Origin of the sequence: Streptomyces parvus (assembly GCF_014648875.1) — a bacterium.
GTDB classification, from domain to species: Bacteria; Actinomycetota; Actinomycetes; order Streptomycetales; family Streptomycetaceae; genus Streptomyces; species Streptomyces parvus.
In genome coordinates, this window is sequence record NZ_BMRY01000007.1 from 379,843 (window position 1) to 405,473 (window position 25,631).

A 25,631-nucleotide genomic window follows, 5' to 3' on the forward strand; every position below is an offset into this window, starting at 1 on the left:
GCCCGCACGCGACAGAACCCGCCGGATGCTCCCCGGCGGGTTCTGTCGTGTGCGGTCGGCTCCGAAGGGGGGGAGCGGTGGGGTGGCGATGTTCGGTGGCGGTGGGGTAGCGATCTTGATTAGCGTCGCTACGATCGAAAGGTAGCGTTGATAACGCATTGGTGTTAGCGTTGATGTCATCGGGATTCACGGAACGGCCGCGACCCCAGTCGCCAGGAGCGAAGCCATGACCGAACAGTCCACAACCGCACCCGCATCCGCCCCCCGCAGGGTGGCCGTGGTCACCGGAGGGTCCCGGGGCATCGGCCGTGAGAGCGCCGAACGCCTCGCCGCCGACGGCTTCGCGGTCGTCGTGAACTACGCGGGCAACCGGACCGAGGCGGAAGCGGCCGTCGCCGCGATCACCGCCGCGGGCGGTGAGGCGATCGCACGGCAGGCGGACGTGGCCGACGAGGTGGCCGTCGCCGCGCTCTTCGATGCCGCCGAGGAGGCGTTCGGCGGGATCGACGTGGTGGTGCACGCGGCGGCGGTCATGGCGCTCGCCCCGCTGGCCGAGCTCGAACTGGACACGCTCGACCGGATGCACCGCACCAACATCCGGGGCACGTTCGTCGTCGACCAGCAGGCGGCACGGAGGCTGCGCGCGGGCGGGGCCATCATCAACTTCTCCAGCTCGGTGCTGTCGCTGTCCCTGCCCGGCTACGCCGCGTACGCCGCGACCAAGGGCGCCGTCGAGGCCGTGACTCTCATCCTCGCCCGGGAGCTGCGCGGCCGGGACATCACGGTCAACGCCGTGGCTCCGGGGCCGACCGCCACCGCGCTCTTCCTGGACGGCAAGGACGAGGAGACCGTGGCGCGGATGGCCGCCCAGCCGCCGCTGGAGCGGCTGGGGACCCCGCAGGACATAGCCGAGGTGGTCTCCTTCCTCGCCGGCCCGGCCCGCTGGGTCAACGGGCAGGTGCTGCGGGCCAACGGCGGCATCGTCTGAGGGCTGCCGTGCCGCTTGATAGCGTCCGTCCGGTGAGCACGAGTACCCGGACACGCATCCTGGAAGTGGCCGCCGCCCTGGTGAGGGAGTCGCCCGACGGCGACATCTCCACGCGCGCCGTGTGCGAGGCGGCGAAGGTGGGCGCGCCGGCCCTCTACCGCCACTTCGGCGACAAGGAAGGGCTGCTGTCGGCCGTCGTCGACCACGGCTTCGAGAAGTACCTGGCGACGAAGAGGGAGCGCGGCGAGACGACCGACGCCGTGGAGGACCTGCGGCGCGGGTGGGACAGTCACGTCGCCTTCGCCCTCGACAACCGGAACCTCTACCGCCTGATGAACTCGCCGGCGATGCGCACGCCGCCCGCCGCGGCGCTGGAGTCCCACCGGATCCTGACCGGGGACCTCGAACGGGTCGCCGCCCAGGGCCGGATACGCGTCGCGCCCGAGCTGGCCGCCCAGATGATCATGTCTGCCAATGTGGGCGTGGCGCTGATGCTGGTGTCCCGTCCGGCGACGTTCGACGACATCGAGGTGTCCCACCGGGTGCGTGACGCGCTGTACGCCACGGTGCTCACGCCGAAGCCGGTGCAGGAGAAATCGCCGAGCGCGTCGGCGGACGCCGAAGTCCCGACGGTGGCGGCCCGGTTGAGTGCCCTGTTGCGCAAGGAGCACGGGGCGGGTCTGAGCACCGCCGAGGCGACGCTGATGAAGGAGTGGCTCGACCGGGTCGCGAACGCTCGCCCGGAGACCTGAACGGAGGCGTCGGGCAGGGAGGTTCTGGAGTCCGGGAGCCCTGGAGGCCGATAGCCGATAGCCGGGAGCCCGCGCGCCGAAGAGGCCGGGACCTCGGAGTTCTGACATCTCTGACATCAGGGGGAGGCGTAGGGGGAGAGGGAGGGGGCGCCCTGGTCGCGCAGACCGTTCTCCATGCGGTGGGCCGCGTTTCCGATGATCCTTTCGAGGTTCTTCCGCACCTCGCGTTCCGTGCTGCCGTGCGGTGCGTACGCGGACACCGTGAGCACCAGGTCGCCGTTCCACAGGAGGAGGGTGCGGCCGGGGCGGCCCCCGTCGTCGGCCGGTAGCGCGTAGGCGGTGTCGTGCACCTTCTCGGGCCCGCGTCCGTGAGCGCGGTCGAGGTCCTCCTTGACGCGGTACGCGTGACGGGCGGGCTCGGAGTCCTCGTACACCGAGGCCGTGGCATGGAGTTTCCAGAACGCGCCGTCCGGCCCCTTGAGGTCCGCGAGGCAGCCGGTCCGCCGGTAGAGCGGCCGCGAGCCGTTCTCGCCGACGTCTTCCCGGGCGTCGGGGGAGGCGGAGTCCGTGGTGCTGCCGAGGGTGAAGCCCTCGGCGGGCGGTGAGTCCGTGAGGAGGTCGCACGGTCTGCCGGTCCAGCTGTGAGCGCCCGGCGGACGAGCGCTCAGCTCCGCGGCCTCCCCCTTCGTGCCGTCGTCGTCACCGCCGGAGCAGCCTGCCGAGGCCGCCACCGCCAGCCCGATGAGCGCGGCCGACCGCGCCCGGCGTAACGCGGCGCTCCTGGATCCCTTCATCCCCCACCCCTTCGTTCCGGAGATCTCATTGTCCGATGCTCGTACCGACGGGTAAAGGAGGCCGGGCCCGCACCGAAGGGTGCGGGCCCGGGGGTGGTGTGGGGCGGCGGCTCAGGAGCGGTCGGTTCCGGGGGTGAAGTCACCGGTGAGGGCCGCGGCCATCCGCAGGTGCGGCGCCGCGTCGGCGTCGCGCCCCTGGCGCTCCAGGGTCCGGCCCAGCATGAGGTGCGCGTACGTCTCCACCGGGTCGAGCTCCAGAACCCTCCGCAGCTCCTCCTCCGCCTTTCCCAGCCGGGCGGAGTGGTAGTAGGAGCGCGCCAGCAGCAGCCGCGGTGCGACCTGCTCCGGCGCCTCCCCGACGAGTCCGCCCAGGATCCGGGCGGCCGCCAGGTACTCCTTCGCCTCGAAGAACACCCGTGCCCGGTCCCACCGGTCGGCGGCGGTGCCGAACTCGTAGTAGGTCTCGGTCTCGCTCACGTGTCCTCCTTCGTGTGGTGCGGGCCGTCTCCGACCGCCCCGCCGTACGTTCAGCCATGACAACATCGCACAATGGTTGAACATTCCACTAAAGTTTTGGCGTGGGACCCGATGCTCCACGCCCCTGCGGGAATAGGTTGAGCGCCATGAGCAATCTCGATCGCCAGGCCACGCCCTCCGTCTGCGGCGGGCGTGGTTTCGTCGTCGCCGAGCCCGTCCGTGAGCTGCTGGCTCCCCGCCATGTCCAGCTGGGCGGATCCACCGAGGTCCGCCGTCTGCTGCCCAACCTCGGCCGGCGCATGGTGGGGGCGTGGGCCTTCGTCGACCACTACGGGCCCGACGACATCGCGGACGAGCCGGGCATGCAGGTCCCGCCGCACCCGCACATGGGGCTCCAGACGGTCAGCTGGCTCCACGAAGGGGAGGTGCTCCACCGGGACAGCCTCGGCAGCCTGCAGACGGTGCGCCCCCGCGAACTGGCCCTGATGACCTCGGGCCGCGCCATCAGCCACTCCGAGGAGAGCCCGAAGGAACACGCCCGGCTTCTGCACGGGGCGCAGCTCTGGGTGGCCCTTCCGGACGCCCACCGCAACGTCGAGCCGCACTTCCAGCACCATGCGGACCTGCCCGTCGTCACCGCCCCCGGCCTGTCCGCCACCGTCATCCTGGGCGAGCTGGACGGGGCGGCCTCGCCCGGTACGGCGTACACCCCGATCGTCGGCGCCGACCTGTCCCTGACCGGTGGCGCCCGGACCCGCCTGCCCCTGGACCCCGACTTCGAGTACGCGGTCCTGTCCATGTCGGGCGAGGCCGAGGTCGACGGCGTACCCGTGCTGCCCGGCTCGATGCTCTACCTCGGCTGCGGCCGTACCGAACTCCCCCTGCGCGCCCACTCCGACGCCGGGCTGATGCTCCTGGGAGGCGAGCCGTTCGAGGAGGAGCTGGTGATGTTCTGGAACTTCATCGCCCGGTCCGGTGAGGAGATCGTCCAGGCGCGAAAGGACTGGGAAGAGGGCTCGAGGTTCGGTGAGGTGCAGGGCTACGACGGCGCCCGCCTGTCTGCACCGGAGCTGCCCGCCACCCCGCTGAAACCGCGCGGGCGGGTGCGCTGACCTGGGGAAAGCCAAAGTCGGGCTGGCCGCGCTTCCACGGGCGGCCGCTACGCCGACTGCCCTATTCGCACCTGTCTTGTGCTCGGGGCTCGGGGGCTACTGGATTTGAGAGGTGGTGTATCGAGTTTCGTGTTCGAGCTTGTGTGTCAGGGTTCCATCGGATCGATGCTGCCCCTTTGCTGACTTTCCTGATTGGCATCGCAGGTCTGCCGCTGCGTCGGGACCGCAAGCTCGGACCGGCCCGTATCGGTCCGGTCACGGGCCTGCCCGCCTCGCCGGTGATCGGCTACTCCCTGTCCACTCCACCGCCGACGACCACTCCCGGCTCGTCGGCAGCGAAGTCCTCGCCGGCGACCGCCAGGACACAGTTCCCCGTTGATCCAGCGGCCGGAGCGTCCCCGCGTCGGCGGGGAGGGCAGGGGCTGCGGTGGACTGGTCCGCGTCCGCGCGGAGCGCTACGACTGTGTCGAGTCGTGATCAATCTGCGGGAACCGTCCTCACGGCGGGGCTCAAGGCGTGCCTCTTGTACAACGCGGGTGCACATGGCATAGCAAGCAGGCGAGTTCAGTGAGCCGTGGCATTCGACGTATTTCGGGTCGGCCGGACGCGGTGGCCGGGACAAGCCGCCTTGGCTCGCGGTAGCCACGCCCACCTGCATAAACGCCGCCCCACGGACGCTGGGGGCGGGGACCGGCGCGAAAGCAGTCTGAGTAGAGTGGCGATTTGATCGATCATTTATCAGCCCAGCTCGAAGGACCGGAACATGGCGGAACAGGGAGAGCGGCAGCAGGTGACCGTGGTCACCGGCGGCAGTCGGGGCATCGGTGCGGCGATCTGCCTGCGGCTGGCGGCCGAAGGACACGACGTCGCCGTCGGGTACCGGTCGGACGCCGACGCGGCCGAGGGCGTGGTCGAAGGGGTGCGCGCGCTGGGCCGGGCGGCCGTCGCCGTCGCGGTCGACACCGCCGACGCGGCGGACGTGGGCCGTCTGTTCGATACTGCCGCCGCCCACCTGGGACCGGTAACCGGGCTGGTGAACAACGCCGGGGTGAGCGGGCCGGTCGGACCACTGACCAGCGCAGACCCGGAAGGGATGCGGCAGGCCCTGGAAGTCAACATCCTGGGCTACCTGCTGTGCGCCCGCCGGGCCATCGGCGATATGACGGCAGGCGGGGCGATCGTGAACATCTCATCCGCCGCAGCGACACTGGGCAGCCCCGGCACCTACGTCCACTACGCGGCGGCGAAGGCCGCCGTGGACGCTATGACGGTCGGGCTGTCCAAGGAGGTGGCGGCCGACGGCATCCGGGTCAACTGCGTTGCCCCCGGTACGATTTGGACCGACTTTCACGCCGACCCGCAGCGGCCCGCCAAGATCGCAGAGATCACCCCGATGGGCCGCGCCGGGCAGCCCGAGGAAATCGCCGGAGCGGTCGCCTGGCTGCTCTCGGACGACGCCTCCTACGCCACCGGCACGGTGATGAGGATCGCCGGCGGGATGTGAGCACAGGCGGATCCGCCACCTCGGGGCAAAAGCGGAGCCTTGGTCCGGCGGCGAGTGGCAATCAGGGTGTGGTGCGTATTTCAGTGGCGATCAAGGAGTGGACCCTATGAGATCCCTGATCCAGATCGTCGAGGCACTTCCCGAGCGGAACCGTCTCCCCGTCTCGGCCGCGGAGACACACGGCAGACAGCCGTGATGGGGCCGCCGCCCCGCACACGTGGCCTGACCATGACCGTTGCGCACCACCGCCGGTGACATGGCCGCCGGGTAGGAGTGGGCAGTGGTGATCTCCGAGGCGGCGTCTCCGGCGTCATCTGCCGAGGCCAAACTCTTCCCGGCGTCCTCTCCCTTGTGTCCTCACTGCACTTCAAGCCCGCGCAGGGGAAGGTTGAACGCACCGTCGCGAACTCTATCTGCCGCAGGCAGCCGTCTACGTCAGTTGTCGAACGAGGATCGTGTTCTGCTCGACGACTGGCGCTCGTCGGTTGTCCGCCGTACTCCTAGCATTCGGCCGAGACCCGATTATCGTTTCAGGGAGATCCATGAATCAGGAGTCCGAGACGAAGAAGCCCGGCTTCGGGCCGGAATATGCCGGAGCGCTGGTGTGGGAGCAGCATTGCTGCCTTCCGCTCGACCCGGACACCCGCGTCGACGCGTTGTGGCGCTACGCGGAGGCGGGTGCCTCCTTCGTATCGGTGAACGTTGGTTACGCGCCGCACGGCATCGCCGACACCGTCAGGGTCCTGTCCGCGTTTCGCCGTCACGTCCTCACCAACCCGAACCGTTACGTCCTGGCGGAATCGGCGGACGACGTGCGCCGGGCCAAGGCCACGGGACGTCTCGCGGTGGCGTTCGACCTGGAGGACGCCAATCCGCTGGGCGGCCGCATCGACACCGTTCAGACGTACTACGACCTCGGGGTCCGGACCCTGCTGCTCACCTACAACCAGCGGAACGCCGCAGGCTCGGGCTGTCACGACGACGCGGACGGCGGCCTGACCGCGTTCGGCAGGGAGGTGGTGGCGGAGATGAACCGCGTGGGCATGGTGGTCGACGCGACGCACTGTTCCTATCGCACATCGATGGACATCTTCGCCGCGTCGACGGCGCCCGTCGTGCTGTCCCATTCGGCGACGCGCGCGGTCCACGACCATGAGCGCAACGTGTGGGACGACCAGATCCGGGCGTGCGCGGCGACCGGCGGCGTCATCGGCATCAACGGCGTGGGGATCTTCCTGGGCGACAACGACACGAGCACCGACGCGTTCGTCCGTCACATTGATCACGCAGTGGACCTGGTCGGCTGGGAGCACGTGGGACTCGGCCTCGACTACTGCTTCGCCGCCGACGACCTCAACAGTGAGCTGACCCGGAATCCTGACCTCTTCCCGCCGAGCTATGACCAGTGGGACCGCATCGAATTCATCGAGCCGGAGCGGCTGCCCACGATCGCCACCGCTCTGGCGGAACGCGCCTATTCACCGGAATCGATCCGAGGAATCCTCGGAGAGAACTTCCTCCGTGTGGCACAGACGGCCTGGCGCTGATCCCCCGTGCACCGTGCGGGATTCCAGGGCCGGGCTGGAGCCGGTACGTCGCGCCGCCCCTTGGGGTGTCGGGAGCGGAATCAACGAGCGAAGGTTCAGGCGACCGCCTGTGTCCACGGACGGACGCGGGCGGTCCGGAGAGGAAGATCATGTCACTTCTGTTCACCGGTGCGACGGTGATCGACGGCGTCTCCGACGGGGGCATGGCCGGCCAGTCGATCCTTGTGGACAACGGCCGGATCGTGGCGATGGGCCGCCCGGACGGGATTCCGGTCCCGCCGGGGACCAGGACCGTCGATCTCAGCGGGAAATTCGTCATCCCCGGATTGATGAACGCCAATGTGCATCTGTTCGTCAACGTCCTCTTCGAGACACTCGTCAGGTACGAGGGCCGCTACGAGGACCTGATCGTCGAGGCCGCTCAGGTTGCCCTCAAGGGCGGCATGACCACGGTGTTCGACACCTGGGGACCGCGACGCGCGCTCATGGCCGTCCGTGACCGGATCGACCGGGGCGAGACCGTGGGCAGCCGCGTCCGCTGTGCCGGAAACATCATCGGCTTCGACGGCCCGTTCTCCCCGGACTTCATCGGCAGGACCCCCGGGGTCGGCAGTTCCCACTTCGTCGACCGGGTGAACGCCGCGTGGGTCGAGAACTCCGGTCGGCACCTGATGTGGCTGACCCCCGAGGCCGTCGGCGAAGAGGTCCGCTCGTACATCGGGCACGGCATCGACTTCGTCAAGTACGCGTCGAACGAACACGGCGGGACCTCCGCCGGTGCCTTCCTCCAGTTCTCCGAGCGAACACAACGCGCCATCACCGGGGAAGCCCACCGTGCAGGACTGACCGCCCAAGCGCACACGTCAACGGTCGAGGGCCTGAGAATGGCCATCGAGGCGGGCTGCGACCTCGTGCAGCACGGCAACATGACGGGACCCGTCGAGATCCCGGACGAGACCCTCGAACGCCTTGCCCAGGGCAACTGCGGTGTCGTCATCTTTCCGCTGACCGACAGCGGCATGGCAGCCCTGAGGGAAAGCGTCTCGGATCTCGAATGGACGATGTGGAAGGCATCGGACGCCAATGCCCGCAATCTTGTCCGCGTCGGCGCGACGATCCTCCTCGCGAACGACGGAGGCATCTTTGCCCCGGAAGTCATGCAGGAACCGATGATCAAGGGCACGTGGAACGGGCTGCCCGAGGACGAGGCCCTGGGCCGGCTGGCCACCGGCCACTTCGTCTGGCTGCGCGCCATGGAGGAGAAGGGCATGGCCCCCATGGACCTGTTGCACGCGACAACCCGCAACATCGCACGGGCCTACGGCGTCGAGGACGATCTCGGAACACTCGAAGTGGGCAAGATCGCCGACATGGTCATTCTCGACAGGGACCCGCTCCAGGGCGCCGACAACTACCGGAGCATCCACGCCGTGGTCAAGGAGGGCTCCCTGGTTGACCTCGACGCGCTGCCCGAGCGACCCTTGTTGACCGCGGATCTACCTGCTCCGCTCGATGAGGAGGCCCGCTACAAGAAGGCTCTTCATGAAGGTGTTCGGCTTCCGGGCTGCCCGACCTGCGTGACGGGAATGCACTGACCGGAGCCCGTGGGCTGGAGTCCGCGCCTGGACATCGCGGCCATGGTGCGACCGGGAGGTTCCCGGTCGCACTGCCGCATGCCGTGTCTCCGTCACGATGTCAGATACCGGACCGCTTGCCGACCTCACCAGCGCGGGACCTCGTCACGCGCCGCCACGAGCGCCGTCGGCGGCCGGGCGGGCACGGCGTTGTCCGACGGCCCGGCGTCAGGAATCCTTCGGGGTCGCGCGCATGCCGTGGTGCACGTACTTCTCCCCGGTGGGAAGCGAGTAGAAGGTGACCGGAATCCAGGACGGGCTGTCGGGATAGCGCACCAGGAACTGTCTCTCCGTGACCGGCACCAGCGCGGTCTCATGCACCGGCTCCGGCACCAGGTGGGCGAGTGGCCCCGTGGTGGTGTGCCGCATTCTCGGCCCGTCCGCGCCTTCGAGTACGTCGATGCGTGTGCCGGCCCGCTCGTATCGTCCGAGGTGCTGACGGACGTCCACCTTCGGCGGCTCGGCGGGCGGGCGCGGCGGCTCCGGCATGGTCACCCCGGCCAGGCCGGCGAAGATCTCCGCGAACAGTTGCCGGTACAGGTCCTTTGCCGCACCACCGTTGGTGAGGAGGGTGACGGCCAGATCCTGGTCGGGCAGTATCCGCAGGAACGCGGACTGTCCGAGGGTGGATCCGTCGTGTCCGGTCAGCCGGTGCCCGTCCCAGCCGAAGCGGATCCAGCCCAGTCCCCAGGAGTCCCCCAGCGAGAGCGTGTCCGGCAGGGGGGCCTGATGCTCGGTCATCACGTGCGCTGCGTGCTCCGAGAGCACCCGTGTCCCGTCGGGGGCGAGGCCTCCGCTCAGGTGGAGCCGGGCGAAGGCGAGGACGTCCTTGGCGGCGGCGGTGATCAGACCGGCCGGCCCCTGGGAGCGCGGCAGTCCCCAGACGGGGACCGGGCGGGGCGGCTGGCCGCACGGGGCCGTATGGCCCACGGCGGTCCGGAAGAGCAGTGCTTCCTCCGGCAGGGTGACGGTGTGTTCGAGGCCGAGCGGCACGCACAGCCGCTCGCGCAGCGCATGGTCCCAGCTCATGCCGGTGAGCTTCTCGATGATCCGCCCGGCGAGGACGAACCCGGAGTTGCAGTACGAGAAGGTCGCTCCCGGCGGATGGTTCTGCGCGGCCTGGTCCAGGTGGCCGACGAATCGCTCCAGGCAGGCGTCGCCGCGTCCGGTGTCGGTGAAGATGTCCCCGTCGACGCCGCTGGTGTGGGACAGCAGATGCCGCATCGTCACCTGCTGCGCCACCTGCGGGTCGGACAGTCGCAGCTCCGGCAGGACACCGGCGACCGGGGCGTCCAGATCGAGGGCGACCTCGTCGACCAGTTGCATGACCAGGGTCGTCGTCCACACCTTCGTGATGGACCCGATCTGGAAGAGGGAGTCGGGCGTGGTGGTGACCCCCGTGCCCGTGTTGAGCACGCCGTGGGCGGCCACGGCGTGCTGCTCACCGCGCGCGATGCCGAGGACCGCGCCGGGTACCCGGTGCCGCTCGGCGAGTTCCGTCAGCCGCCGCTGCCAGTGCGAAAGGTCGAGCGGCGCGGGGGAGAGGGGTTCTTCGTTGCTCAGCGATCGGCACACGTGGGGCTGTCTCCTCGAAGCCAGGAGGGCGGATGCTCGTCCCTGCGCCGCGACGAGTCCGTCGCGGCGGGACGCGTGAGGTGCGGGGCAGTGGCGGGGCGATGCGACGTTGGCCGTCGCTCCATCGGGCGACCCGGCAGACGGCCGTCAGCGTAGTGGGTCGACTGCGCGCAGGGCATCGGGACGCCGACCGGTGACGATCTGCTCGGCGAGAAGCCTGCCACTGACCGGGCCCAGGAAGATGCCCCACATCCCGTGGCCTCCGGCGATGTGGACCCGGGGGTTGCGCCCAGCTCCGATCAGAGGGAGGCCGTCCGCGGTGCAGGGGCGGGCGCCCACCCATTCGTCCTGCCGGTCGTCGAGCTGCGCGCCCCGCAGAAGGGTGCTCGCCTGGGTGACCAGAGAGCGGATGCGACGCGGGTCCTTGGGCGCGCTCACGTTCCTGAACTCCATCGTCCCGGCGATCCGCGCCCGGTCGCCGAGCGGGGTGCAGACAACCTTCTGCTGGGTGAAGTAGACCGGTCCCTTGGGGAGCTGGTCCATCCTGACAGTGAAGGAGTAGCCCCGGCCGGCCTGCACTGTCTGCCGGACGCCCGCCTGGTCGGCAAGCCGGTTGATCCACGCACCGTGGGCGAGGACGACAGCGTCGTAATTCTCCCCGGCAACGGTGACACCCGCGCTCGTCGGGTGCAGGGTGCTCACTTCAGTACCCTCGACGATCAGACCGCCGCGCGCCCGTACGGAGTCGGCGATGGCCTGGACGTACTGAGCGGGATCGATGAACCGCTCGCCCCGGAAGCGCACCACGCGGGTGATCTCGTCGGCCAGGACGGGCTCGGAGCTCCTGGCGTCAGTGCCGTCGAGGATCTCGAAGTCCACCGGCCGGCCGACGGCCTTCAGGTGGGCGAACTCCCGCAGCATTCCTTCGCTCCCCTGCGCTGTACGGAACGCCGCAGTGAGCGGGTCCGCAGGCTGGGTTCGGGCCGTGATTCCGCCCCTCTCCAGCGCTTCGAACGCGGTCATGGCGCCCTCTATGAGAGGCAGCATGCCCTGCATCGCCCTGTTCCACCGGGCGTTCGTGCAGTTGCGGGCGAACTGTGCGAGCCACTTGATCGTGCGTGGATCGGCGGTAGGAGGTATGTAGAGCGGCGACGACGAACTGAACATGGCTCGGATGCCGTACTTCAGGACTTCGGGTTCGGGCAGCGGAGAGGCCAGGCTGGACGTCAGCCATCCCGCGTTGCCCCAGCTGGAGCCCGCGGCCACCCCCGTACGGTCCAGGACCGTCACCTCGACCCCGGACTCCTGGAGGAACCAAGCGGTCGAGAGTCCGACCATCCCGGCTCCGATGACGGCGACTCGCTCAGGCGGCCTGCGTGCCATGCTGCACACCCCCTTCGGCGTGGTCACGTACCGGACCCGGATGTTCGGTGAGAAGCATGCTGATCTCCTGACAAGAGGACTGGCTGGGGGCGGGGCCACGGCCGCCCGTGTGACAGACGTCGAAATCGAGGCCGACCACACCGGACAGCTGCAGGACGACTTCAGGCGGCGCACGGCAGATAGTGAGCCGGAACGGGGCCCGAGCGCCCCTTCCTCCGAGACAGGCGAATCGATGAACTCTCTTCCCAACTACCGCTCCACCGTGGACGCCGGCGACCTCGTGGCGATCGCCGGACAGATCGGCCTCGCTGACGGCCGTCTGGTCGACGGTGGCGCCGCCGGGCAGACGGATCAGGCGCTGGCCAATCTGCTGACCGTGCTGGACGCGGCCGGGCTGGCGGTTACCGATGTGGTCAAGGTCAACATCTACCTGACCACGATGGATGACTTCAGCACCTTCAACGAGCGGTACAACACCGTCTTCCGAACCGAACCGCCGGCCCGTACCTGTGTGGCGGTGCACGAACTGCCGTTCGGCGCGCTGGTCGAGCTCGAAGCCTGGGCCCGGCGTCGCTGACGGCCCGACAGGCGTCGTTGCTTGCGACTGCGAGCCCGTCTGCGAGGAGGGCCCGGCAGGGGCGCTCGAAACCCCGGCGGAGACGTGCTGGGCGATGCGCGGCGCATGGGAGCCTCCAGTCCGGCAGTGGTGTGTCCCGGCGCCCTCGGTTGAGACGTACGCCGGTGGGGGCCCTGCCCCGGCCCCTAGACTCGCCCGGATCACGCCGCAAGACATGTGGCCCGCGTCGTGTCATAGGTATCGTCACTTCGACACCTGTCGTCCGGTCGGCTCGCGGCGTGTCGCCCGGAGCCCCGCTCGTCTCAGCGTCTGCGAGTCATGGCGGGCAGTGCGCGCGTGTCCGACTCGCTGTCCGTCTCCGCGCGCGCCTTCCAAGCACTGAGACGTCCGCTCTTCAGCCCGTCAACCGGTGTCGCGGGGCGTGGTACGACTGAAGAGGCGCCGACGGGAGTCGTGGGCGGACGGGAGCAGGCCGCGGATCTGCGGCAGGACGGTGAGTCGTGTGCTCGAAGAGCTGCAGCGTGTGGTGGAAGTGCTCGCGCACCGCCTTGGGCGAGCGGTGGCCGTGGACGACGTCGACTTCCGGCTGCTGGCCTACAGCGCCCACCTCGGCGAGGGCGACGAGATGCGCGCGCGGGTCATCCTCACCCGTGAGGCTCCTCCCGAGGCGCTGGCGTGGCTGCGGCGTCAGCGCCTGGGGAGGGCGACCGGTCCGGTTCGGCTCCCGGCAGACGACGGCCTTGGACTCCTGGCGCGAGTGGTGGTGCCCGTCGTGTACCAGGGCGTGCGCTTCGGCTACCTGTGGCTGTTCGACGAGGAGGGTTCGCTGACGGACGAGCAGCTCGAACTGGCGTCGGCGGCGGCCGCCGACGCGGGTGCTGTCTGCTTTCGCGAGCGCGTTCTCTCGGACCTCCGCATGGCCCGCGAGGGCGAGCTGGTGCGCGACCTGCTCTCGGACGACGAACAGGTCAGGAGCATGGCCGCGGCAAGGCTGGTCGAGGGCGGCCTGTTCGCACCGCGCGGCGACGTCGCGGTCCTCGTCGCCCGCCCTTCTCCCGGCGACAGGGCCGCGGTCGACGAGGACGACCGGATAGCTCTCCAGGCCGCTCTGAACACGGCCGCCACGCGCCTCGGCGACCGAGGAAGCCTGCGCCTGGTCCGACCGGACCACGCGGTCCTCGTCATCCCGAGCGTGATGCTGCGCCGCACACCGGAACTGCCGGAATTGCTCAGGACGACGTCGCTGGAGCGGCTGGGCAGAACGGCGAAATGGCGCGACGTCCATGTGGCCACGGGCAGCCCGGCCCGCCGACTCGACGATGCAGCCACCTCCTACACGCAGGCACTGGACGCCCTGCGTGTGGCCGAGGTCATCCCCTCGTTCGCTCCGCTGGTCAGCCATGAGAATCTGGGCATCTACGCGCTGCTCGCAGGGCGGCCCTCCGCGCTCGGCGACCAAACGGTGCACCCGGCGGTGCGCCAGTTGCTCGCAGCCGACCCTGAACTCTTCACCACCGCCGAGCTGTACCTGGACAAGGCCGGCGACGCACGGGCGACCGCCACGGAGCTCGGACTGCACCGAGCGAGCGTGTACCACCGCGTGCGGCGCATCGAGGACGTCACCGGACTCGACCTCTCCGACGGGCAACACCGCCTCATCCTCCACCTGGGCATCAAAGTCAGCCGACTGCTGGGCCTCGTCTGAGCTGAGACCTTCAGGACGCCACCGAAGCGACGAACGACAAACAAGAGCCGAGGAATGCGCAACCACCGTCGAATGTGGCTGAGCGTCTCCCCACCTACGGTGAGAACATGATGACGTCGGAGGAGCTCACCCGTCGGCTTTCGAACCTGGCCGGCGAATTCAACGTGGCAGGCGCGTCAGCGGCTCTGTGGCACGACGGCAGGGTCATCAGAGCCGTGACCGGAACGGCCAATGCCCACACCGGGGCACCCGTGCTGCCCCACACGCTGTTCGCCGCCGGTTCCGTGACCAAGGTGTTCACCGCCTCCCTCGCGATGACCCTAGTGGAGGACGGCCTGCTGGAACTCGACGCGCCAGTGCGCGCCTATCTGCCCGAGTTCACAGCCGAACAGCCCGACCGGGCGGCAGCCATCACCGTGCGCATGCTGCTGAACCACTCCTCGGGTCTTGCCGGCGACTACATGCCGGACCTGACCCCGGGCGACGACGTACTCGAACGGTTGATGCGCGAGCTCGCCACCCTGCCGGTCACCGGCGTCCCCGGCGAGCGCTGGTCGTACAGCAACATGGGCATGGGCACCCTGGGACGGCTGATCGAAGTGATCACCGGCGAGAGCTACGACACCGCCCTCCGCACGCGCATCATCCGGCCCCTGGGCCTCAACGCAACCTCCGACGCCGAGGAACTCCTTCTGCGCTCGGTCGCCGTGGGCCACACGGTCAACCCCGCCAGCGGGAACCTGTCGCCGGTCTCGCGGCTGCGGGCATGGCCGGAGAACGGCCCCGCCGGATCACGCCTATGGCTCGACATCGATGCTCTGATCGACTTCGGACGCATGCACCTCGACGGAACGACATCCCAAGGGCACCGGCTCCTGTCCCCCGAGGCACTTCACGAGATGCGCACGCCCCAGTTCGACAGCTTCTGGGGCTGCTTCCCCATGTACGCGAACTACGGCCTCGGCTGGGCCCTCGTCCAGGCGGGCGACGACCCCGTCCTCGTTCACGGCGGCGCCAACCTGGGTATGCATTCGGTCCTGTACGTGCTGCCGACGCAGAAGGCGGTCCTGGCGGTGCTCACGAACAGCACGACCGGATTCAACCTGTACTCCGCGCTGTGCGAACGACTGATGAACGAGTGCTTCGACATCAGCAGCCCCGCTCCCACGTACCTGCCGGAGCCGGCCGTCGAGGTCGACGAAGAGCAATACACCGGGGTCTACAGGTCCCCCAACGGCGAGGTCACCGTCGACGTGCGCGACGGCCAACTCCATCTCCGGACGGTACCCTCCCCAAGCCTGACGACGTGGGACAGGCTGAACGGCCGTCCGACCGCCGAGGCTCAAGCCCTGCCCCTCATCTGCACCGACGCCGAGCGTCGCCGGTTCTCCATGGACCTCGGCAGCTCGGTAGGCTTCGCCGCCGTGCAGTTCTTCAACCCGGCCGCAGATGGGCGGCCGGCAATGATCCGAGTGGGGACCCTCTACGAGCGGACCTGACCGCCGGCTCGACGGCAGCGAGGAACCCCGCCAGACGGCGCGTCAGAGACGGCGGTGTCCGACTCGCGCAGATCGGCACCTGCCACCGTGAGCGCTGGATGTGCCGCCGGAACACGCTTCTGAACATGCACCCACTACGACCAGCCGTCCCGGGTGCACGTCGACGCCCTGGAAGAAGTCCGCTCCACCGCCGGAGCCGCCACACGCGCACCTGATGTTTCCCGGAGCTCTCACGCGCTGGGAAACATCAGCGTGTCGTCCAGTATCGAGTCCCATACCCGCGGCTGGAGGCTCCCCGCCTCTCCCTAACGGCAGCGAAACGGCCGGGTGGTTCTCAGGGCTGCCCCGCAACAGCAGCTCATAGCTACGGGAGCGGCGGTATGCGGTCCATCTTCTGCAACAGCTTCCGAGCGGGCGTCGCTTTCCTCTGGCCGTACGGAGGAGGCGACGTCCTCGATGAAGGACCGGCCGGCGTACACAGCTGTCCTTGCTGCTGCCTCCCAGCCGGGTTGCTGCTGGTAGCTCGCGTCTCGCGGACATCCGTATGCCTGGCATGGACGGCCTCGAAGCTGCCCGCCGCATCGCTGCCGACGAGGAGCCGCTGCGCACCCGAGACCACGGTGACGACGCGCGAGGCGGAGGCAGCGCGGAGCGCCGGGGCAGCGCGCGCGTCAACTGGAAGTGGCCCAGATGGCTGGTCGCGAACTGCACCTCGTACCCACGCGCATCGCGTGCGAGTCGCATAGGGGCGTGGCGCCGGCGCAGTTGACCAGGATGCGGAACGGACCGTCCGTCTCCAGCCAGTGGTCGGTGAATGTGCTGACCGATGCCGGGCCGAGCAGGTCGAGGCGGTCGACCTCGACGCCGCCGAGCCCGGTTTCGGCCAGGGCGGCCGCGTCCCGGTCGGAAGCGCGTGATCCCACATCGCCGGTGACGAGGACCCGCGCTACGACCCCCGCATCATGACGGATCCGCTCCTGCGGGGGCCTGGAGGTGCGACCGGCCTCCTGACGCGCGCCGTGAGCCGTCGCGGCCGTTCGCGCTCCAGTCCCGTCGCCGGTGCCCTGACATTTGCGAATCCCGGTGTACGGCGCGTGTCGAGTTGACCGGCGCAGAACATGTGCCGCTTTCCCCGGCGTCGGACCGCCCCAACCCGAGCGGCGCCTGCACAGTGCCCTCCCGGCCGAGGCCGCCCTGAACGCCTCCGGCAAGGCCGCCGACCGCCGTCGCGAGCGACCCGCCGACGCAGTCCCCCGTTCTCGCGGATCTCTGGATCGAAGTCGCCCGTCCGGCCGCGCGGCCATCGTCATGGATGGCGAACGCATCCCGGCGAACCGTCCCCCTTGGGCCGTCGGATCGAGCCGCACACGGGTGAAGACGCAGGCCCGTGGTGCCTGGCCGGGTGCCCGGCGTTCCCTGCGGGGCTGAGGGTTCGCCCTTCGCGGGACAAACCCGCGCGCCGTTCCCGGGCCAGCTACACGTGGGTGCAGCAACCGAGTTGATGACGTAAGCGCGTCAGATCCGTTGACAAAACTGTCACGCGATAGAAACCTGTGCCCTGCTATCTGCAAAAGCTGAATGCAATCACTCAACAATTTGACGTTGAGGTGTGCGTTTCGCCATGTCCAGCCTGTATCCACCCAAAGCGACCCAGCGCCCAACCGCGCAACAACCCGTCGGCACCGCTCTCCAGGCAGGGACGCGTCCCTGCTCGGGGCCGACTACCGCGGCGAGCGCTGGTCCGCCCAGAAGCACGAAACAAGAGGGCCTCATGACAGGAAGACAACAAGGCAGGCGATGGTTCGCCGGCTTGATGACCGGAGGGCTGCTGACGGTGGGGCTCCTGCCCCAGACCGCCCAGGCAGCGGCCGTCGAAGGGCAGAACCTGGCGCTGGGGAAGCCGGTGACGGCCAGCGGGGCACACGGTCAGTACGCGGCCACCAACGTCACCGACGGCAGCCAGGCCTCGTACTGGGAAGGGCCGGCCGGTTCCTTCCCGCAGTGGGTCCAGGTGGACCTGGGAAGCGCGGCCGAGCTGGACGGCATCGTGCTGAAGCTGCCCGCCGCGTGGGAGCCGCGCAACCAGACCGTCAGCGTCCAGGGCAGCACCGACGGCGAGAACTTCTCCTCCCTGGCCGCGGGTTCGCTCAAGTCCTTTTCCCCGGACTCAGGCAACGCAGTGACGCTCGGCGTCGAGGGCGAAGCGCGCTACCTGCGTGTGCAGGTGACCGGCAACACCGGCTGGAACGCCGCCCAGCTCTCCGAGGTGGAGATCCACGGCGAGGCCGGCGACGTGGACCCGGGCGGTCCCGGCGAGCCACCGGCCGGCACCAACCTCGCTCTGCGCAAGCCGATCGAAGCCTCGTCGACCACGCAGAACTACGTCGCCGGCAACGCCAACGACGGCAGCACCTCCACCTACTGGGAGGCGAACGGCCCGAGCTCGACGCTGACCACGTCGCTCGGCGCAGACGCCGACATCACCGGTGTCATCGTCAAGCTGAATCCTGACGCCGCATGGAGCAACCGCAGCCAGAACATCCAGGTGCTGGGACGCAAGGCGGGTGAATCCTCCTTCGCATCCCTGAAGGCCCGTGCCGACTACGCCTTCAGCCCTTCCGGCAACAAGAACACCGTGGTCATCCCGGTCTCCGGCCGCGTCGCGGACGTGCGGCTGCAGTTCTTCGGCAACACCGGCGCGGGCGGGGGACAGGTAGCCGAGTTCGAGGTCGTGGGCGCGGCAGCTCCGGCCCCCGACCTGCTGGTCACCGACCTGACCTGGCCCTCGGACGCCCCGTCCGAGAAGGACGACATCACCGTCGAGGCGACCGTCCGCAACGCCGGCGCGGCCGCGGCGCCGGCCACGACCGTGGACGTCAGCCTCGAAGGCCAGGTCGCGGGCAGCGGAGCCGTCAGCGCTCTCGCCCCGGACGCGACGGTGAAGGTTCCGGTCAAGGTCGGCAAGCGGGCCGCGGGCAGCTACACCGTGTCCGCCGTGGTCGACCCGAACGACACCGTCGCCGAACTCGACAACAGCAACAACAGCCGCAACGCCTCCGCGAAGCTGGTCGTCGAGCGGGCCCCGGGGCCGGACCTGACGGTCACCCAGATCGCCACCAGTCCCGCGAGCCCGGCGCCGGGTGCCAAGGTCAGCTTCACCGTGACCGTGCAGAACCGCGGGACCACCGCGGTACCGACCGGGTCGGTCACCCGCCTGACCGTCGGCGGCACCACTCTGAACGGCACCACCGGCGCCATCCCGGCCGGCGGCTCGGCCACGGTGGCCATCGACGGCGAATGGACCGCGACCAACGGGGGCGCCACGCTTTCCGCGACCGCCGACGCCACCTCCGTGGTGGACGAGACCAACGAGGACAACAACACCTTCGCCCGCTCCCTGGTCGTGGGGCGCGGCGCGGCCGTGCCGTACACCGAACACGAGGCGGAGGAAGCTCGCTACGAGGGCACGCTGTTGAAGTCGGACGCCAAGCGCACCTTCGGCCACACCAACTTCGCCACCGAGTCCTCCGGCCGGGAGTCCGTACGGTTGAATTCGACCGGTGAGTACGTGGAATTCACCTCCACCACGCCGTCGAACTCCATCGTCGTACGCAACTCGATCCCCGACGCGGCAAACGGCGGCGGCCGGGAGGCGACCCTCAGCCTCTACGCGGATGGAGAGTTCGTCCGCAAGCTGAACCTCTCCTCCAAGCACAGCTGGCTCTACGGCTCGACCGATGACCCGGAGGGCCTGACCAACCGTCCCGGCGGCGACGCCCGGCGGCTGTTCGACGAAGCGCACGCCCTGCTCACCGAGACCTACCCCGTCGGCACCAAGTTCCGCCTCCAGCGCGACGCCGACGACAACGCGTCTTTCTACATCGTCGACCTGATCAACCTGGAGCAGGTCGCCCCCGCGGCGGCCAAGCCGAACGAGTGCGTCTCCATCACCACCTACGGTGCCGTCCCCAACGACGGGCTCGACGACGCCGACGCCATCCAGCGTGCCGTCACGGCGAACCAGGAAGGCGACATCCCCTGCGTGTGGATACCGGCCGGCCAGTGGCGCCAGGAGAAGAAGATCCTCACCGACGACCCGCAGAACCGCGGTCAGTTCAACCAGGTGGGCATCCGCGACGTCACCATCCGTGGTGCGGGCATGTGGCACGCCCAGCTCTACTCGCTCACCCCGCCCCACGAGGCCGGTGGTATCAACCACCCGCACGAGGGCAATTTCGGGTTCGACATCGACGACAACACCAAGATCTCCGACATCGCGATCTTCGGTTCCGGAACCATCCGGGGCGGCGACGGCAACCACGAGGGCGGTGTCGCGCTGAACGGCCGCTTCGGCAAGGACACCAAGATCACCAACGTGTGGATCGAGCACGCCAACGTCGGTGCCTGGGTCGGACGCGACTACTCGAACATCCCCGAGCTGTGGGGCCCCGGCGACGGGGTCGTGTTCGACGGAGTGCGGATACGCAACACCTACGCCGACGGAGTCAACTTCGCCAACGGCACCCGCAACTCGACCGTGACGAACTCCTCCTTCCGTAACACCGGTGACGACGCGCTGGCCGTCTGGGCCAGCAAGTACGTCAAGGACACCTCGGTCGACATCGGCCACGACAACCACTTCCGCAACAACACGATCCAGCTCCCCTGGCGGGCGAACGGCATCGCGGTCTACGGCGGCTATGGCAACACCATCGAGAACAACCTGATCTCCGACACCATGAACTACCCGGGGATCATGCTGGCCACGGACCATGACCCGCTGCCCTTCTCCGGCAAGACGCTCATCGCGAACAACGGCCTGTACCGCACCGGTGGCGCGTTCTGGAACGAGGACCAGGAGTTCGGTGCGATCACCCTGTTCGCGCAGGGACCGGACATTCCCGGTGTCACCATCCGCGACACCGACATCCACGACTCGACCTACGACGGTATCCAGTTCAAGACCGGTGGCGGCTCGATGCCCAATGTCGCGATCGAGAACGTGACCATCGACAAGTCGGTCAACGGTTCCGGAATCCTGGCCATGGGCGGGGCGCGCGGCAGCGCGAACCTGACCGACGTGACCATCACCGACTCCGCCGAGGGCGACATCCTGGTCGAGCCCGGTTCCCAGTTCGTCATCAACGGGGGCGCCAACCCGGCCCAGCGGAAGGGGGCGCGCGACTGACCGAGCAGTACCCCGGGGGGTGGCCGGCTTGCCCGGTCACCCCCCGCAGGGGCGCGCGCCGGAGTCCGGGGCGGTAGCGCGCCGATGCCGGACCCGCGCGCCCTGAAGCAGCGGGCGATCTCTGCGGCTGCCGATGGATGTTGCAAAGTCTTGCAATGATTGCGATAGAGTTGCGTGTATGACGCGACGACTTGCTCAAGTAGCGAAGAAGGTTGGGGTCAGCGAGGCCACCGTGAGCCGGGTCCTCAACGGCAAACCCGGAGTCTCCGAGACCACCCGGCAATCCGTGCTGACGGCGCTGGACGTGCTGGGTTACGAGCGCCCTACCCAGCTGAGGGGAGAGCGGGCCCGACTGGTGGGGCTCGTCCTGCCCGAGCTGCAGAATCCGATCTTTCCGGCGTTCGCCGAGGTGATCGGGGGCGCCCTGGCCCAACAGGGGCTCACGCCGGTGCTGTGCACCCAGACCAAGGGCGGAGTCTCCGAGGCGGACTACGTTGACCTGCTGCTGCAGCAACAGGTCTCGGGCGTGGTCTTCGCCGGAGGGTTCTTCGCCCAGGCGGAGGCGCCGCACGGCCACTACCGGCTCCTGGCCGAGCGCAAGATTCCCGTGGTGCTGGTGAACGCCGCGATTGCCGGTCTCGACTTCCCCTGCGTCGCCTGCGACGACGCGGTCGCGGTGGAGCAGGCGTGGCGGCACTTGGTGTCGCTGGGTCACGAACGGATCGGCCTGGTGCTGGGTCCGGCGGATCACATCCCTTCGCGGCGGCGTCTCGAAGCCGCGCGGCGGGTCGCCGGCGGCATCCTGGCGGACGAGTTCGTGGAGCGGTCGATCTTCTCCCTGGAGGGCGGGCAGGCGGCGGCGTCGCGCCTGCTCGACCGCGGGGTGACCGGCATAGTGTGCGCCAGCGATCCCCTGGCCCTGGGGGCTGTGCGGGCGGTTCGCCGCCGTGGACTGAGGGTGCCTGGCGACGTCTCTGTGGTGGGGTACGACGACTCCGCGTTCATGACGTGCACCGAGCCCCCGCTGACCACCGTTCGTCAACCGATCGAGGCCATGGGGCGTGCCGCCGTGGACCTCCTGGCAGCTCAGATCCAGGGCAGTGCCGTGCCCCATGCCGAGCTGCTCTTCGAGCCCGAGCTCGTCGTTCGTGCCTCCACGACTCAAGCGGCCGACCTGCGGGCCGTCATGGCCGCCCCGAGGGGGGTCCCGGTCGCCGGAGCGTAGCGCGGAGGCTTCACCGAAGATGGGTGACTTGTCCGAGCTTCCCGCTGGGATGTCAATCAATTACGAAATTAGAAAGAGATATTGCGTTCATCTGTTCGCGGTGGTTGAGTGAGCGGCGCCCCACAACGCATCGGCGGTGGGGCGCCTTCCTCGTTCATGCCCGAAGGGGTCCACCCATGAGAAGTGCACACCTGCGTCGTGCCCGCAGTGTCGGCGCCATGACTCTCGTCTCCGCGTTCGCGCTCACCACGCTGGCCGCTTGCGGTACGAGCAGCAGCGGCAGCGACGACGACACCGGAACAAACTCCAGCGGTTCTTCGGACCCCACGGCTCCGCTCGACCCGAAGACCAAGGTCACGCTCACCATCGACTGCATGCCGTCGGCGGCGAAGACGGCGGAGCTCAAGGAGTGGAAGGAAGACGTCAAGGAGTTCAACAAGACGTACCCCAACGTCACCATCGACGGTCGTTCCACCCCGGGTCAGTGTCTGGAGCCGCCGCGGTTCACTGCCATGCTGAAGGCCAAGTCGCAGCCGGACATCTTCTACACCTACTTCACCGACCTGCCCCAGGTCCTCGACAACGACGGCGCCGAGGACATCACCGCCTACGTCCACGACGAATCCGTGCCGGCCCTGAAGGACATCGACCCGAGCGTCCTGAACTCGCTGAAGCACGAGGACAAGCTCTACGGCCTGCCCACCAGCAACTACACCATGGGCCTGCTGATCAACCGCAAGCTCTTCAAGCAGGCCGGGCTTGACGCCGACGCCCCGCCGCGCACCTGGGCGGACCTGCGAACGGCGGCCAAGAAGATCTCCGACCTCGGCGACGGCATCGCCGGTTTCGGCGAGTACAGCGCCGGAAACACCGGGGGCTGGCACTTCACCGCGCAGATGTACAGCCTCGGCGGCGACGTGGTGGATGCCAGCGGCAAGAAGGCGGCCTTCAACAACGAGACCGGCCGGCAGGTGGTGCAGAACATGCACGACATGCGCTGGAAGGACGACAGCATGGGCAAGACCCAGCTGCTCCAGTGGGGCGACCTGCAGAAGCAGATCGCCACCGACAAGCTCGGCATGTTCCTCGCCGCTCCCGACGACATCGCCTACATGGTGCAGCAGCTCGGCGCCGAGTACGCCAACTTCGGGATGGGCCCCATCCCCGGCGAGAAGAACACCCTCGCCGGAGGAAACAGCTACATGATCAAGAAGGGAATCTCCGCCGACAAGATCAAGGCGGCGATCGCCTGGCTGAACTTCAAGAACCTCACCGTCGGCAAGGGGCAGTTCGACTGGGCCCGCACCAAGGCGGACAAGCTGCCCGTCGGCATCCCGCAGCCCAACTTCTGGCTGAACGAGTCCAAGACAAAGGACGACGCCGCCCGGGTCGAACACGCCACGATGCCCGTCGAGAACTTCAAGACCTTCATGGACAACCCCGTCGCCGGCAAGGCCGAGCCGCCGAAAGCGCAAGAAATCTACAAGGTCCTCGACACCGTCATGTCGAGCATCCTGACCAACAAGGACGCCGACATCGACAAACTTCTCGACACGGCCGAGAAGCAGGTCAACCAGGTCCTCGCCACGCAGTGACCACCGCCGGGCGGGGACGGCACGCCCGTCCCCGCCGGGGGAACCGGCCCCCTCCGCACAGACCCGCTCAGGCGAAGCGCCGCGAGCGGGCAGGCACCAGCAGCCCGTACCAAGGAGCATCGATGTCGGCCCCCGGCCTGAGCCCGACCAAGGCGGCCCCTACCCGCCGTATCTCGTCACGCCCGGCGGGTTCGGTACCGCCGCGCAGCAGCTTCGCCAAGAACCTGCGACGCAATCTCACCGCCCATGGCTTCCTCATCGGCGCCCTGATCTGCTTCGCGTTGTTCTCGTGGTATCCCATGATCCGCGAGTTCTTCCTGGCATTCCAGAAGACCGACAACGGCGAGGTCTCCTGGGTCGGACTGGACAACCTCAGAACTGTGGTCAACGACCCGGTGTTCTGGCAGGCGTGGAAGAACACCCTGCTCTTTACGGTGCTCGCCCTCGTCTTCGGCTTCCTGGTGCCGTTCGTGGTCGCCCTGGTGATCAACGAGTTCCGGCACGGCAAGGGATACCTGCGGCTCCTCGTCTACCTCCCCGTGATGCTGCCGCCGGTCGCCTCTGTGCTGCTCTTCAAGTACCTGTACGACCCGGGCTACGGGCTGCTCAACGAACTCATCGGGTTCTTCGGCCTGCCGGAGCAACAGTGGCTGCAGGACCCCGACACGTCCATGCTGTCGGTCGTCGTGGCCTCCACCTGGATGAACATGGGCGGTGCCGCGCTGATCTACCTGGCCGCGCTTCAGGGCATCCCCGGCGAGCTGTACGAAGCGGCGGAGCTGGACGGCGCGGGGGTACTGCGCAAGATCTGGTACGTCACCATCCCCCAGACCCGCCTCATCCTCTCCCTCATGCTGCTCATGCAGATCATCTCGACCATGCAGGTCTTCGTCGAACCCTTCCTGCTGACGGGCGGCGCCGGGCCGGAGGGCTCCACCACGACGGTCGTCTACCTCATCTACCAGTACGCCTTCAACTTCAACAACTACGGTGCCGCGGCGGCTCTCGGCCTGCTCCTGCTCGTACTGCTCGCCGGATTCTCGGCGGCGTACGTCAAGCTCAGCCGCGCCGAGAACGAGTAGGAGCCGGAGACCAGCTATGTCCACACGCACGCTCATCTCGCCAGCACAGCTCGCCCGCCCACGCGGCAAGTTGATCTACTGGATTTCCTTCGCCGTGGTCGTCGGCGGCTTCACCCTGGTGTTCCTCGGACCGCTCTACTGGCTGGTCACCAGCGGCTTCAAAAGCGCCCAGGAAGTCATCCAGACCCCTCCGACCCTGGTTCCCGGTTCCTTCGAGGCCGACAACTACACCCGGGCCTGGGAGGTCATGGACCTGGCCAAGCTGCTGTTCAACACCCTGTACTACGCGTTCGGCGCCCTGGCCTTCCAGCTGATCTTCGACGTGGCTGCCGCCTACTCACTCTCCAAGCTCCGCCCGATCTTCGGCAAAGCGATCCTGGGCATGATGCTGGCAACCCTGATGATCCCGGCGACGGTCCTCGTCGTGCCGCAGTACCTCACGGTCCTCGACGTACCGGTCGTGGAGCGCAACCTGCTGAACACACCCTGGGCGATCTGGCTGCCGTCCGTGACCAACGCCTTCAACATCTTCCTGCTGAAGCGGTTCTTCGACTCGATTCCCAAGGAGCTCCTGGACGCAGCCTCCATGGACGGGGCGAGCCCGATGCGAACCCTCCGGTCGATCATCCTGCCGATCTCCCGGCCGATCCTCGGAGTGGTCTCCATCTTCGCCATCGTCGGAGTCTGGAAGGACTTCCTCTGGCCGATGCTCACCCTCCCCGACCCAGCCATGCAGACCCTCAACGTCGGCATCTACTCCCTCTCCAACGGTGTCCCCGCCAATGTCCTCATCGCGGCACTCACCATCGCCTCGATCCCCACGCTGCTGATCTTCCTGATCTTCCAGCGCAACATCATGGCCGGCCTCACCGCAGGCGGTCTCAAGGGCTGAGCGCTCCGAGGGCGACCCCCTGACGGCAACCCGCTCACCCGCCTCCCCCGAACCTTCGCCGCCGGCACGTCCGACGCCCCGCTATCCGTGCCGGCGGCGAAG

At 68.5% G+C, this 25,631-nt stretch carries 19 protein-coding genes; 14 read left to right on the forward strand and 5 right to left on the reverse strand.

What is annotated here, in order from left to right; all coding sequences use genetic code 11:
- The first annotated feature begins 226 nt into the window (after positions 1-226).
- Positions 227-988 carry an SDR family oxidoreductase gene (locus tag IE140_RS23395; protein WP_150194348.1) on the forward strand — a complete coding sequence of 254 codons (762 nt, stop codon included), beginning with the start codon at positions 227-229 and terminating at the stop codon, positions 986-988.
- A gap of 32 nt (positions 989-1,020) precedes the next feature.
- The gene (locus IE140_RS23400) at positions 1,021-1,740 is read left to right on the forward strand and encodes a TetR/AcrR family transcriptional regulator (protein ID WP_167533474.1); all 720 of its coding nucleotides are present in this window, start codon (positions 1,021-1,023) and stop codon (positions 1,738-1,740) included.
- Between the two features lie 116 nt (positions 1,741-1,856).
- Here IE140_RS23400 and IE140_RS23405 read toward each other — a convergent pair whose 3' ends face one another.
- Together IE140_RS23405 and IE140_RS23410 are read right to left on the reverse strand one after the other, a co-directional pair.
- Complete coding sequence (locus IE140_RS23405) at positions 1,857-2,534, reverse strand: hypothetical protein (protein ID WP_150194352.1); 678 nt, start codon at positions 2,532-2,534, stop codon at positions 1,857-1,859.
- A gap of 111 nt (positions 2,535-2,645) precedes the next feature.
- Positions 2,646-3,011 (reverse strand): tetratricopeptide repeat protein, encoded by a 366-nt coding sequence (locus IE140_RS23410; protein WP_150194354.1) that lies wholly within the window; start codon positions 3,009-3,011, stop codon positions 2,646-2,648.
- 146 nt (positions 3,012-3,157) lie between these two features.
- On the opposite strand from IE140_RS23410, the gene IE140_RS23415 reads away from it, so the two are divergent.
- The 4 genes from IE140_RS23415 (at position 3,158) to IE140_RS23430 (ending at position 8,769) form a co-directional block, all read left to right on the forward strand.
- A complete protein-coding gene (locus IE140_RS23415; RefSeq protein ID WP_150194356.1) occupies positions 3,158-4,123 on the forward strand; it encodes a pirin family protein in 966 nt (321 codons plus the stop codon).
- A 763-nt stretch (positions 4,124-4,886) separates the two neighbouring features.
- Positions 4,887-5,627 carry an SDR family NAD(P)-dependent oxidoreductase gene (locus tag IE140_RS23420; RefSeq protein ID WP_150194360.1) on the forward strand — a complete coding sequence of 247 codons (741 nt, stop codon included), beginning with the start codon at positions 4,887-4,889 and terminating at the stop codon, positions 5,625-5,627.
- Between the two features lie 542 nt (positions 5,628-6,169).
- A complete protein-coding gene (locus IE140_RS23425; protein ID WP_150194363.1) occupies positions 6,170-7,174 on the forward strand; it encodes a dipeptidase in 1,005 nt (334 codons plus the stop codon).
- A 248-nt stretch (positions 7,175-7,422) separates the two neighbouring features.
- Positions 7,423-8,769: an amidohydrolase family protein gene (locus IE140_RS23430; RefSeq protein WP_189460655.1), complete on the forward strand. Its 1,347-nt coding sequence runs from the start codon at positions 7,423-7,425 to the stop codon at positions 8,767-8,769.
- A 207-nt stretch (positions 8,770-8,976) separates the two neighbouring features.
- Here the strand turns inward: IE140_RS23430 and IE140_RS23435 are convergent, their stop codons facing one another.
- Together IE140_RS23435 and IE140_RS23440 are read right to left on the reverse strand one after the other, a co-directional pair.
- On the reverse strand, positions 8,977-10,383 hold the full coding sequence (locus IE140_RS23435) for a serine hydrolase domain-containing protein (RefSeq protein ID WP_229826883.1): 1,407 nt from the start codon (positions 10,381-10,383) through the stop codon (positions 8,977-8,979).
- A gap of 147 nt (positions 10,384-10,530) precedes the next feature.
- Positions 10,531-11,766, reverse strand: a complete 1,236-nt coding sequence (locus IE140_RS23440) for an NAD(P)/FAD-dependent oxidoreductase (protein WP_150194367.1) — start codon at positions 11,764-11,766, stop codon at positions 10,531-10,533.
- Here IE140_RS23440 and IE140_RS36150 point away from each other — a divergent pair.
- The 3 genes from IE140_RS36150 to IE140_RS23455 all read left to right on the forward strand — a co-directional run bounded on the left by IE140_RS36150 (position 11,765) and on the right by IE140_RS23455 (position 15,547).
- Positions 11,765-12,343 carry a RidA family protein gene (locus IE140_RS36150; RefSeq protein WP_229826884.1) on the forward strand — a complete coding sequence of 193 codons (579 nt, stop codon included), beginning with the start codon at positions 11,765-11,767 and terminating at the stop codon, positions 12,341-12,343. The genes IE140_RS23440 and IE140_RS36150 overlap by 2 nt on opposite strands.
- Before the next feature lie 502 nt (positions 12,344-12,845).
- Entirely contained in the window at positions 12,846-14,048 is a 1,203-nt protein-coding gene (locus IE140_RS23450; RefSeq protein WP_150194370.1) for a PucR family transcriptional regulator, read from the forward strand.
- Between the two features lie 107 nt (positions 14,049-14,155).
- A complete protein-coding gene (locus tag IE140_RS23455; RefSeq protein ID WP_150194372.1) occupies positions 14,156-15,547 on the forward strand; it encodes a serine hydrolase domain-containing protein in 1,392 nt (463 codons plus the stop codon).
- 671 nt (positions 15,548-16,218) lie between these two features.
- Here IE140_RS23455 and IE140_RS23460 read toward each other — a convergent pair.
- Positions 16,219-16,470, reverse strand: a complete 252-nt coding sequence (locus IE140_RS23460; protein ID WP_150194374.1) for a hypothetical protein — start codon at positions 16,468-16,470, stop codon at positions 16,219-16,221.
- Positions 16,471-17,318: 848 nt separating this feature from the next.
- Between IE140_RS23460 and IE140_RS23465 the strand changes: the two genes are divergently transcribed.
- The 5 genes from IE140_RS23465 (at position 17,319) to IE140_RS23485 (ending at position 25,529) form a co-directional block, all read left to right on the forward strand.
- Positions 17,319-20,735: a CARDB domain-containing protein gene (locus tag IE140_RS23465; protein WP_150194375.1), complete on the forward strand. Its 3,417-nt coding sequence runs from the start codon at positions 17,319-17,321 to the stop codon at positions 20,733-20,735.
- A 178-nt stretch (positions 20,736-20,913) separates the two neighbouring features.
- Complete coding sequence (locus IE140_RS23470; protein ID WP_150194377.1) at positions 20,914-21,960, forward strand: LacI family DNA-binding transcriptional regulator; 1,047 nt, start codon at positions 20,914-20,916, stop codon at positions 21,958-21,960.
- A 176-nt stretch (positions 21,961-22,136) separates the two neighbouring features.
- Entirely contained in the window at positions 22,137-23,555 is a 1,419-nt protein-coding gene (locus IE140_RS23475; protein WP_109181078.1) for an extracellular solute-binding protein, read from the forward strand.
- A gap of 122 nt (positions 23,556-23,677) precedes the next feature.
- Positions 23,678-24,637, forward strand: a complete 960-nt coding sequence (locus IE140_RS23480; protein WP_150194379.1) for a carbohydrate ABC transporter permease — start codon at positions 23,678-23,680, stop codon at positions 24,635-24,637.
- A gap of 16 nt (positions 24,638-24,653) precedes the next feature.
- Entirely contained in the window at positions 24,654-25,529 is an 876-nt protein-coding gene (locus IE140_RS23485) for a carbohydrate ABC transporter permease (protein WP_150194381.1), read from the forward strand.
- Positions 25,530-25,631: the final 102 nt, after the last annotated feature.